Here is a 10,836-nt window from a genome sequence, read left to right on the forward strand (position 1 = left end):
GGGCGGGAGGGGACGGGTTCCGGACTCTTGCCCGGTTCGGGTACCGGGCTCTTGCCCGGTTCAGGTACCCAGTCGGTGGGCGGCTCTGAGGCCTTCGGCGGTGGCGCGCACCGCGTTGACCCCGGCCGCGTCGCGCGCGCCGCCGACGGCCTCGAAGGGGATGCCGGCGGCCCGCAGCGCAGGCACGGCCGCGCGCTCGGGCTCCTGCCCGGTGGCGAACACCACCGAGTCGGCCGGGATCAGCCGCTCGGCTCCGTCGGCGCCCTGGACCACCACACCTTCCCTGGTGATCTCGCGGTAGTCGACGCCGGTCACCCTCTCGACCCCGTGGGCCCGCAGGGCGGACAGGACGACCCAGCGGGTGCTGGGCCCGGTGCCCGCGCCGATCCGGGGCCCGCGCCTGACCAGCGTCAGTCGGTGCCGCGCCGTCGTCTGCCGGTGCCGCGTCTTCGGCGCCGCGGCGCCCGCGCCGGGGCCGTACGCGCCCTCGCCGAGGCCGTACGCGGCGAGGAACTCCTGCGCGGTCGCGGGCGTCCGCTCTCCGGTGAGCAGGTGCGCGAGGTCCATCGCGATGCCGCCGCCGCCCAGGAGGACGACGCGTTCGCCCAGGGACTCGGGGCGGGCGAAGGCCTCCGGGTAGGTGAGCGTGTGCAGGAGGGGCCAGCCGGGGATGTCGGGGAGCCGGGGCTGGACGCCGGTGGCCAGGACGGCGCCGTCGAAGCGGCGCAGGAGTCCGGCGTCGCCCAGGCCGAGGCGCCGCCCGAGGTGGAGGTGCACGCCCAGCCGGGCGAGTTCGGCCGCGAAGTAGCGGACGGTGGCGCCGAAGTCCTCCTTGCCGGGCACCTGCCGGGCGAGGCGGAACTGCCCGCCGAGCTCCTCGCCCTCCTCGAAGAGTTCGACGTGGTGGCCGAGCGCCGCGAGGGCGCGGGCGGCCTCCAGCCCTGCGGGACCGCCGCCGATGACGGCGAAGGAGCGGGGCGGGTCCGCCGAAGCCTGCTCGGGGAATTCGAGCTCGTGTCCGGCGCGCGGGTTGACCAGGCAGGAGACCCGTTCGGTGCCGAACGAGCGGTCGATGCAGGCCTCGTTGCAGGCGAGGCAGACGTTGACGAGCGCGCTGCCGCCCGCGGCCCACTTGGCCGGCAGGTCGGGGTCGGCCAGGAGGGGCCTGGCCATGGAGACGTAATCGATGCCGCCGCCGCGCAGCAGGCTCTCGGCCTGGTCGAGCCCGACCACCCGGTTCGAGGCGATGACGGGCACGTCCGCGTACCCGGCCGCGCACAGCGCCTTCTTCACCGCCTCGGCGTGTGAGGCCCAGGTGCCGGGCGGCACGGCGGACTGCACCGTGGGGACGCGCGACTCGTGCCAGCCGACGCCGACGTCGAGGGCGGCCACACCTTCCTGGGCCAGGGCGACGGCGAGCGCTTCGGTCTCCTCCTGGGTGCTGCTGCCGGGGACCAGGTCGGCGCCGGAGATACGGAAGAGCACGGGGAAGCCGTCGCCTGCCGCCTCGCGTACGGCGCGCGCCACCTCGAGCGGGAAGCGGCGGCGGCGTGCCGCGTCGCCGCCCCACGCGTCGTCGCGCAGGTTGGTGACGGGCGAGAGGAACTGGTTGATCAGGTAGCCCTCGGAGGCCATCACCTCCACCGCGTCGTAGCCGAGTGCGCGTGCGGTGGCAGCGCCGCGGGCGAAGTCCCGGACGGTTTCGCGGATCTCCCGGTCCGTCAGTGCGCGGGGGGTGGTCCGTGAGAAGCGGCTGTGGACGGCGGACGGGGCGACGGGTGTGGGCCCCTGCCCGCCTGTGAGGGCGTAGCGTCCCGCGTGGAAGAGCTGGAGGGCGATCTTTCCGTCCGCCTCGTGCACGGCGTCGGCGGCGCGGCGCAGCGCGGGGTGGTGTGCGGGGTCGTTGACGTGGCTGTAGCCGGGGCCGCCGGCGGCGACGGGGTTGACGGCCGAGCCGCCGGTGATGATGAGTCCGGCGCCGCCGCGGGCCCGTGCGGCGTAGAAGGCGGCCAGTGCGGCTCCCCCGTCGTCCAGGTTCTCCAGGTTGAGGTGCATCGCCCCCATGACCAGGCGGTTCGCGACCTGGAGCGAGCCGACCGCGCCGGGCCGAGTGACGTGGGTGAACACGTGGGACTCCTCGGTGTGGTGCGTGCTGGGCCGCGCCGGGCGCCCGCCGGAGGGGGTGGGCGGGCGCCCGGCGGGCCGTCATACGGACCGCTGCGGGGCGCGGCCGGTTGTGCGGGACCGCCGCGGGGCACGGCCGGTCGTGCGGGACCGCCGCGGCGCGCGGCCGGTCATGCGGGGCGCTGGGGGCGCGGCGGGAGGCTCAGCTCGGGCCCGGCGTCGGCGAAGAACGGCGGGGCGACGGCGCTGAGTCCGCCGTCGACGACGAGCGTCTGCCCCGTGATGTACTCCGACTCCGGCGCCAGCAGGAAGGCCAGCACGTCGGCGACCTCTGCCACGGTGCCGGGGCGGCCCTTGGGGATGCGGTCGAGGACGGTGCTCATCTCGGGCATGCCGGGGACGCCGTAGAAGAACTCCAGCGAGTCGGAGTCGATCAGCCCGCCGTTGACCGCGTTGACGTTGATGCCGTAGGGGGCGAACTCCAGTGCCATGTAGCGCACCCACGCCTCGATGGCGGCCTTCATCCCGCCGAGGGTCGCGTAGGTGGGGTAGGCGCGCAGGGAGCCGTAGGAGGACAGCGTCACGATGCGACCGCCGTCGTCCATCAGCTTGACGGCCTCCTGTGCGCCGAGCACGAAGGGCCGCAGGTTCATGGCGTAGGAGCGGTCGAGGTGGTGGGGCTTGAGGTCGACGACGTTCTTGAACGCGCTGGCCGCCGCGTTGGAGACGAACCAGTCGAGCCGTCCGCAGCGCCTGGCGACCTCGTCGAAGAGCGCGGTGACGCCTTCGGGGGTCTCCACGTCGGCCTGGACGGCGAACCCGCTGCCGCCGAGGGAGGCGATGTCGGCGACGGTCTTCTCCGCCAGGTCGGCGTTCTTCTTGTAGTTGACGGCGATGGTGGCGCCCTCGCGCCGGGCCAGCGTCAGCGCCAGCTCGCGGCCGATGCCTCGCGAGGCTCCGGTGATGAGTGCGACCTTGGGGCTCTCGGTGTCGGTCACAGGTTCCCTCCCTGGGTGTGTGCGCGCAGCAGTTCGCGGAAGACGACGGTCTTCTGGATCTCGTTGGTGCCCTCTTCGAAGCGCTGGGCGCGCGCGTCGCGGTAGACGCGTTCGATGGGGCTGGTCTTCCAGTAGCCGAGGCCGCCGTGCACCTGGAGCGCGTTGTCGGTGACGCGGGTCAGCATGGAAACGGCGGTCATCTTGGCCATGGACGAGAGCATGGAGGCGTCCTCGCCGCCCTCTTCGAAGGTGCGCGCGGCGTGCATCACCAACTGCTTGGCGGCCTCGATGTCGGCGGCGTTCTCGGCGAGCATGAACTGGACGGCCTGCCGCTTGCTGAGCTTCTTGCCGAAGGTGTGGCGGCTCTCGGCGTAATCGAGCGCGAGTTCCTGGGCGCGCTGTGCCAGGCCGACGCAGCTCATGCCGACGGAGATCCGCGAGGGCGTCAGGAAGCCGCCGAGTGCGACGTCCAGTCCCTCGCCCTCCTTGCCGAGCCGGTTGGCGACCGGTACGGGGGTGCGCTCGAAGCGGAGGGTGGCGTGGTCGGTGCCGGTGACGCCCATGGTCTGGGAGGTGTCCTCGACGTGGACACCCTCGGCGTCGCGGGGCACCAGCAACGAGACGGTGCCCTCGTGGCCTGTGGAGCCTGCCACGCGCGCGGCGAGCAGGTAGTAGTCGCAGCGCACTCCGAAGGTGATCAGGTGCTTGTCACCGGTGAGGCGGTAGGTGTCGCCGTCGCGGACGACGGAGCTGGTGATGTCGGCTCCGGTGCCGTTGCCCGGCTCGGTGAGGGTGAAGGCGATCTTGATGTCGCCCTCGATGGCGGGCAGGACGAACTTCTTGCGCTGCTCGTCGGTGGCGAAGGGGTCCATGGCGCGCCAGATGCCGTTGACGACGTGGACGATCATCCGGATGGAGCCGTGCGAGCGGGAGAAGATCTCCATGAGGCCCATCCACTGGGTGAAGGAGAGCCCGTGGCCGCCGTAGGAGCGGGGCGCGGCCATGCGCAGGAAGCCCTCCTCGCGCAGCTCGGCCCAGAGGTCTTCGGGTACCTGCCCGGTGGCCTCGATGCGCCCGGCCCACTCCTCGCCGGGGCCCCTCACCCACGCGGTGACCTTCTGGCGCAGCCGCTCGTACTGTGCGGGCCCCACACCCTGCGGTGCCGGCTGGGTGCCGTGCTGCTCACTCACTTGTCCGCTCCTTCTCCGCGCTGGGGGCGCAGGCCGCGGGCCCGCTCCCTGAGCACGAACTTCTGGATCTTTCCGACTTCGTTGCGGGGCAACGCCTCCGCGACGGTCTCCAGCCGCTCGGGCCAGTACTGCTTGGCGACCTGGTGGGCGTCGAGGTACTTCTGCATCTGCTCGAACCCGAGGGGGGCGCCGCCCGGTTCGGGGACGACGAAGGCGCAGGCGCGTTCGCCGAGGCGTTCGTCGGGCATCGCGACGACGGCGACGTCGGCCACCGCGGGGTGGTCGTGCAGCAGTTGCTCGACCTCGGCGACGGGGATCTTCTCACCGCCCCGGTTGATGACGTCCTTGACCCGGCCCGTGATGCGCAGGAACCCGGAGGCGTCGATGGTGGCGAGGTCGCCGGTGCGGTACCAGCCGTCGGCGGTGAGCGCTTCGGCGGTCAGGTCGGGCCGCTCCAGGTAGCCGTCGAAGAGGGTGGGGGTGAGGATCTCGAAGTTGCCCTCGGTGCCGCAGGGCAGTTCGGCCCCGCTCTCGTCGGTCACCCTGAGCCGGACGCCGGTGAGCGCGCGCCCGTCGGTGCCCCAGCGCTGTGCCGGCTCGTCGCCGGGGGCCGCGAGGGCGGCCAGGCAGGTCTCGGTGGAGCCGAAGGCGCCCAGCACGGTGGTGCCCAGCACCCGGCTCGCGCGTTCGGCCAGGCCGCGCGGGACGGTGGCGCCGGTGGCGACGAAGATGCGCAGGTCCTGGGGGGCGCGCTCGCCGTCCTCGACGGCGCGTACGAGGTCCATCAGGAAGGGTGTCGCGGCCTGGACGAAGGTGGCACGGTGCTCGCGCAGTGACCGCAGCGCCAGGGGCGCGTTCCACTCGGCCTGCACGATCTGCGGCACGCCGAGCACGAGCGCCAGCCACATGCCGTAGAGGAACCCGGTCTGGTGGGCGAGCGGCGAGGGGACCCAGATGGTGTCCGCTCCGGTCAGCCCGAGGTGCCGGATCTCCATGGAGACGGCGCGGCTGAGGGAGGCGGAGCGCTGGAGGACGCCCTTGGGCTCGCCGGTGGTGCCGGAGGTGAACAGGAGTTGGGTGAGGTCGTTGGGGGTGGGCACGCGCGTGGCGAGGGCGTCGGTGTCGACGGGCGTGTCGGCGAGTGCGGCGGTCCACTCGTGCCAGTTGAGGGATCCGTCTTCCGCGGCGGCGGGCAGGTCGGCGGGGCCATCGCCGGACGGCAGGACGACGACGTGTTCGAGCCGGCCGACGTCGGTGCCGCCCTCGGCCACGAGCGTGGCGATCTCGGCGGCGTGCCGCCGGCCCCGGAAGTGGTCGGGCAGCAGCAGCACCCGGGCCGAGGAGCGGCGGAGGGTGAAGGCGGCCTCCCGCTCGCGGAAGATCGGCATTATGGGGCAGCACAGTGCGCGCACGCGCAGGCAGGCGAGCGCGATGGCGGTGAACTCCCAGCGGTTGGGCAGCTGGAAGGCGACGGCCTCTCCTGGCTGGACGCCCAGCCGCAGCAGCAGCGCGGCGATGTGCTCGCTGCGCTCGTGCAGCTGCCGCCAGGTGAGGGTGGTGGCGCCGCTCTCGCGCACGTCCACGAGGGCGGTGCCTTCGGGGTCGTCGGCGGCGCGGTCGGCGACGAGTGCGGGGAGGGTGTGCCTGGCCGCCTCGTCGGGACGCGAGACGTCCGGTGGGGTGCGGGGGTCCCGAGGGCGGCGGTCCGCGGGAGACCCGCCGCCCTCGGCACCCTGCCTGGTGCCGCCTTCGACGGTCATGGGGATGCCGAGCGTGTTCATGGCTTCCAGGAAGGTCGGGTAGGAGATCCGGTAGGCGTTCGGGTAGGTGAGGGTGGTGCGCCCCGAGGCGCGGGAGGCGGCGACCGCGAGGGACATCAGCACCCGGTGGTCGTTGAAGGAGGAGAGTCTGGTGCCGACCAGGCGCCTGGTGCCGCCGCTCACCCGCAGGGTCTCGCCCTGCAGTTCGAGTTCGCCGCCCATGGCGTTGAGCTGGAGCATGGCGGCGGCCCTGTCGGACTCCTTGAGCCGGGTGTGGGCGACGTGGTGGAAGACGGACTCGCCCTGCGCGAAGGTGCCGAGGGTGGCCAGGATCGGCAGCATGTCGGGGACCTCTCGGCAGTCGACCTCGATGCCCTTGAGGTCGGTCCCGTCGTGGCGCACGCGTACGCCGCGCCCTGCCTCGTCCAGCTCCATGGGGATGCCCATGGAGCCGGCGAGGTCGAGGAAGTGGGCTTCCGGATGGTCGGCGGGGCCGCCGTGCAGCTTGTGCATGCCGCGCAGCAGCACGTCGGAGGGGTGGAGCGCGGCGGCGGCGATGCCGAAGGCGGCGGAGCCGATGTCCGGCGGGAGGGTGAGGTCGCCGGGGGTGGCCCGCTGGCCGCCCTCGATCTCGAAGCGCCGCCAGTCCTGCGAGACGGTCACCGCGAGGCCGAACTGCCGCATCATGGCGACCGTCAGCTCCAGGTACGGCTGCTCGTTCAGCTCGCCCTCGACTTCGATGACGCTGGGTCCTGAGGCGAAGGGGGCGAGCAGGAGAAGCCCGGAGATCCACTGGGAGAGCGTGCCCGCGATGCGTACGTGACCGCCCGTGGGCCGCTTGTTCCGCACGTGCACGGGCGGGCATCCGTCGGCCGACTCCAGCTCGACTCCCAGGGTGCGCAGCGCGTCCAGCAGGGGTGAGACGGGGCGGCGCTTGAAGTACTTCTGCCCGGTGACGGCGACCGGCCGTTCGGCGAGGGAAGCGAGCCCGATCATGAAGTAGAGCGTGGTGCCGGAGCTGCCCGCGGAGACCGCGGCGCGGCGCGGCCGGTAGGGCCCGCCGTGGACGACGAAGGAGTCGCCGTCGACGTCGACGCGGATCCCGAGGCCGCGCAGGAGCTGCACGGTGTACTGGACGTGCCGGGCGTCCGAGAGGCCGCGGATGATGCTGGTGCCCTCCGCGAGGGAGGCGAGGATCAGGGCGCGGTGCGCGTGGTACTTGGAGTTGGGGACCAGGACCTCGCCGACCAGTGGCTGACGTGTCCCTTTCACAAGAAGGTGCATATGGTGCGCTTCCCATACCCGTCTGTCACGGCACGGCGGGCGTGCCTAGGGCGGATGAAGATCGGTACGTTTCGGACCTCTACGACATTTGGGGCGGTTTCCGCCGCGACGATCCTGACGACCGGCCTCGCGGTACGCGCGGAGCCGTGCCGTCGAACCCGTGGACCGACACCTCACGGAGTAACGCCGGGCGCCCCGCCGTGATCGGGCGCGCAGGGCGGCCCGATCGCGGCGGGTCATCCGGCCATACCGGCGGGCGGCGTGCCGCCGTCGCGGCACGGGCGCACTCCACCGAGGCGGCGGACGAGAGGACCCGAGGAGCTGCGGGGCCGGCGGCGCACTCGGGCCGCCAGGGGGGCGCTAGGTGCGGCCGTCCGGGCCCGAGAGGTCTACGTGCCCCAAGAGGTCGGCGTACCCCGAGAGGCCTGCGTGGCCCGAGAGGTCTACGTGAGAAGTGAGAGCCCTCATCCGAGGGGACCCGCTGTGGCTGCTGTCGCGGCGCGTGGTCGTGGCAGGAGCCCCGTGGCGGGCGTCCCGGATGACGAGCTCGGCTGATGCGCGCTCGGTCATACCACCGGTATATCAGGTGTATGTGACACCTAAGTAGGCACCCCCGGCGGAATGGCCTGACACCCCGTCATGCCACGGCGCCGTCCAGGTAGGCCCACGCCCCGTCCACCCGCACGAACCGACTGCGCTCTTCCTGCGCCCCCACCGTGCCGTCGCCGCTCCTCCAGTGGGCCCGGAAGGTCACCGTGCCCTCGCTGTGGAAGGCGCTGCCGCCCGTGGTGGCGAGGATCTCCAGCCCCGTCCACCGGGGCCCGCCGGCAAGGTCCACCCGCGCGGGGCGGGTCTCGGGGTGCCAGGTGCGCCGCAGGTACGCGGCGTCGCCCACGGCGAAGGCCGCGTAGCGCGAGCGCATCAGCTCCTCGGCGGTGGCGGGAGCCGACGCACCGCGGTGGAAACGCCCGCAGCAGTCCCCGTAGGGAGCGAGCCCGCAGGGGCAGGGGGCCCCGGGAGCGGGCGGCGCGGCCCGGTCGGCGGCGGGGCGAGGGGTGGCGGCGGATCGGCGGCCCTTCGGGGCGCCCTTGCGGCGGGACATGAGCTCATCATGCCGGACCCCTGGACAGCGGGCCGATCCGGAACCAACCTTGCAAAACGATCAGTTCGAACCGGGGTGCGAGCCTGCCCCGCCATGAGCGCTGTCCGAGGGCGAGGGGTAACCATGTACCGTCCCGACCTGTCCCCCGTGGCCGACTCCCTCGCGCTGTCCGCGCTGGTGGGCGCGCTGCCGCTGCTCACCCTTTTCGTCCTGCTGGGCGGCCTGCGGCTCAAGGCACACTGGGCGGGGCTCGCGGCGCTGGGCGTCTCCGTCGTGGTGGCGGTGGGCGCCTACGGCATGCCGGTGGACCTGACGCTGCTCGCGGGCGCGGAAGGCGCGGCCTTCGGCCTGTTCCCGATCATGTGGATCGTGGTGGCCGCCCTGTGGGTGCACCAGCTGACCGTCTCCAGCGGACGCTTCACCGACCTGCGCCGGGCCTTCAACCTCGTCAGCGACGACCCCCGCGTCCAGGCCCTGATCATCGCCTTCTGCTTCGGCGCGCTGCTGGAGGCGCTGGCCGGGTTCGGAGCGCCGGTCGCGATCACCGGCGTGATGCTGATGGCGCTGGGCTTCTCCCCGGTGCGGGCCGCCGTCACGGTGCTGGTGGCCAACACCGCGCCGGTGGCCTTCGGCGCCATCGCGACGCCGATCATCACCGCGGGCAGCCTCACCGGAATCAGCTACGAGGACATCGGCGCCTACGTCGGACGGCAGACACCCCTGCTGGCACTGTTCGTACCGCTGCTGCTGGTGGCGCTCGTGGACGGGGTGCGCGGCATACGGCAGGCCTGGCCCGCAGCGCTGGTGTGCGGCGCCACCTTCGCGGTGGCGCAGTTCGTCAGCTCCAGCTACATATCGGTCGAGTTGACCGACATCATCGCCTCCTTGGTGGCGCTGGCAGCCGTCGTCGCCTTCCTGCGCGTGTGGCAGCCCGGCGACGGGGAGCGCGTGCGGCGCGAGCTGCGGCACGCGGCCGAACGCGAGCGCCAGGAGGCGGGCGGCGACAGCGGCCCGGCGCCCGAGGCCCGGCAGACGGCGCAGCCGGAGGGCCAGGGCACGATGTCCGGTCCCCGCGTCCTGATGGCCTTCGTCCCCTACATCATCGTCATCGCCGTCTTCTCCGTCGCGAAACTGCTGGACCCGGTCGAGGAGTTCCTGGCCGGCAGCGACGTGGCCGTACGGTGGCCGGGGCTCGACGGCGAGGTGCTCACGGCCGCCGGCGAGCGCTCGTCCACCACGGTCTACGTCTTCCCCTGGCTCTCCTCCCCCGGTTCGCTGCTGGTGCTGTGCGGGGTGCTGGTGGCCGTCGTCTACCGGGTGCGGGCGCTGGAGGCCGTGCGGGAGTTCGGGCGGACGGTGCTGACGCTGCGCTGGGCGCTGCTGACGGTCGGCTCGGTGCTGGCCCTCGCGTACGTGATGAACCTGTCGGGCCAGACCATCAGCATCGGCACCTGGATCGCGGGAGCGGGCGCGGCCTTCGCCTTCCTCTCCCCCCTCCTCGGCTGGCTGGGCACGGCCGTGACCGGCTCGGACACCTCGGCCAACGCCCTGTTCGCCACCCTCCAGCAGACGGCCGCGGGCAAGGCGGGGCTGGATCCGACGCTGCTGGTCGCCGCCAACACCTCGGGCGGCGTGGTCGGCAAGATGATCAGCCCGCAGAATCTGACCATCGCGGCGACGGCCGTCGGTCTGCTCGGCAAGGAGGCGGTGCTCTTCCGCAAGGCCGTCGCCTGGAGCCTGCTGCTGCTCCTCGCCATCTGCCTGCTGGTGCTGCTCCAGTCACACGTGCTGGCGTGGATGCTGCCCTGACAGCGGGCGTGGATACGGCCCTGACAACGGCGCTGGGGCCCGCACCTCGACGGTGCGGGCCCCAGCGGCGGTACGACGCGTCGCGCGTCAGGCAGGAGTGATGTTCTCCGCCTGCGGGCCCTTCTGGCCCTGCGTGACGTCGAAGTTGACCTTCTGGCCCTCGTGGAGCTCACGGAAGCCCTGAGCCGCGATGTTCGAGTAGTGGGCGAAGACGTCGGCGCCGCCGCCGTCCTGCTCGATGAACCCGAAGCCCTTTTCCGAGTTGAACCACTTCACGGTGCCGGATGCCATCTTCTTCTCCTTCAGGGTGGCTGGAAGCCGCACACCTCGCGCGGCTCCGCGTCGCCGCAATGACCCCCTCCAGAATGACTCCGGAAAAACAGAACGCGCCTGAGCCACTGAGCTCAGGCGCGCACAAGTTCATGGGTACCAAAACCGCAACACCACCAGCCTAACACGGCCCGGCGGACGGCGGGCGGGCCGGAAGAAGGGTSTTGCGGGGGGGGGGGGGGGGGGGGGGGGGGGGGGGGGGGGGGGGGGGGGGTGTTGCGGTTTTGGTACCCATGAAC

At 72.7% G+C, this 10,836-nt stretch carries 7 protein-coding genes; 1 reads left to right on the plus strand and 6 read right to left on the minus strand.

Features of this window, described 5'->3' with window-relative positions:
- Positions 1–60: 60 nt before the first annotated feature.
- The 5 genes from AB8Z75_RS25135 to AB8Z75_RS25155 form a co-directional block, all read right to left on the minus strand.
- Entirely contained in the window at positions 61–2,127 is a 2,067-nt protein-coding gene (locus tag AB8Z75_RS25135; RefSeq protein ID WP_369205725.1) for an FAD-dependent oxidoreductase, read from the minus strand.
- 167 nt (positions 2,128–2,294) lie between these two features.
- Complete coding sequence (locus AB8Z75_RS25140) at positions 2,295–3,122, minus strand: SDR family oxidoreductase (RefSeq protein ID WP_369205727.1); 828 nt, start codon at positions 3,120–3,122, stop codon at positions 2,295–2,297.
- Positions 3,119–4,273 carry an acyl-CoA dehydrogenase family protein gene (locus AB8Z75_RS25145; protein ID WP_369205735.1) on the minus strand — a complete coding sequence of 385 codons (1,155 nt, stop codon included), beginning with the start codon at positions 4,271–4,273 and terminating at the stop codon, positions 3,119–3,121. Before AB8Z75_RS25145 ends, AB8Z75_RS25140 begins: the two co-directional genes overlap by 4 nt.
- A gap of 35 nt (positions 4,274–4,308) precedes the next feature.
- Positions 4,309–7,356 (minus strand): 3-phosphoshikimate 1-carboxyvinyltransferase, encoded by a 3,048-nt coding sequence (gene aroA, locus AB8Z75_RS25150; protein WP_369205729.1) that lies wholly within the window; start codon positions 7,354–7,356, stop codon positions 4,309–4,311.
- A gap of 637 nt (positions 7,357–7,993) precedes the next feature.
- Entirely contained in the window at positions 7,994–8,458 is a 465-nt protein-coding gene (locus AB8Z75_RS25155; RefSeq protein WP_369205731.1) for a YchJ family protein, read from the minus strand.
- Positions 8,459–8,581: 123 nt separating this feature from the next.
- On the opposite strand from AB8Z75_RS25155, the gene AB8Z75_RS25160 reads away from it, so the two are divergent.
- Complete coding sequence (locus tag AB8Z75_RS25160) at positions 8,582–10,267, plus strand: L-lactate permease (protein WP_369205733.1); 1,686 nt, start codon at positions 8,582–8,584, stop codon at positions 10,265–10,267.
- Between the two features lie 87 nt (positions 10,268–10,354).
- Here the strand turns inward: AB8Z75_RS25160 and AB8Z75_RS25165 are convergent, their stop codons facing one another.
- Positions 10,355–10,558, minus strand: coding sequence for a cold-shock protein (locus tag AB8Z75_RS25165; protein WP_030405997.1), 204 nt, complete (start codon positions 10,556–10,558; stop codon positions 10,355–10,357).
- Between the last annotated feature and the right edge of the window lie 278 nt (positions 10,559–10,836).

It is taken from the genome of Streptomyces sp. PU-14G (assembly GCF_041028275.1).
In the GTDB taxonomy this organism is placed as follows: domain Bacteria; phylum Actinomycetota; class Actinomycetes; order Streptomycetales; family Streptomycetaceae; genus Streptomyces.

What these genes read in the sequence shown, in the direction of transcription:
- AB8Z75_RS25165 (WP_030405997.1), bottom strand. Translation starts at nt 10,558, where the DNA reads ATGGCATCCGGCACCGTGAAGTGGTTCAACTCGGAAAAGGGCTTCGGG.
- AB8Z75_RS25155 (WP_369205731.1), bottom strand. Translation starts at nt 8,458, where the DNA reads ATGTCCCGCCGCAAGGGCGCCCCGAAGGGCCGCCGATCCGCCGCCACC.
- AB8Z75_RS25160 (WP_369205733.1), top strand. Translation starts at nt 8,582, where the DNA reads ATGTACCGTCCCGACCTGTCCCCCGTGGCCGACTCCCTCGCGCTGTCC.
- aroA (WP_369205729.1), bottom strand. Translation starts at nt 7,356, where the DNA reads ATGCACCTTCTTGTGAAAGGGACACGTCAGCCACTGGTCGGCGAGGTC.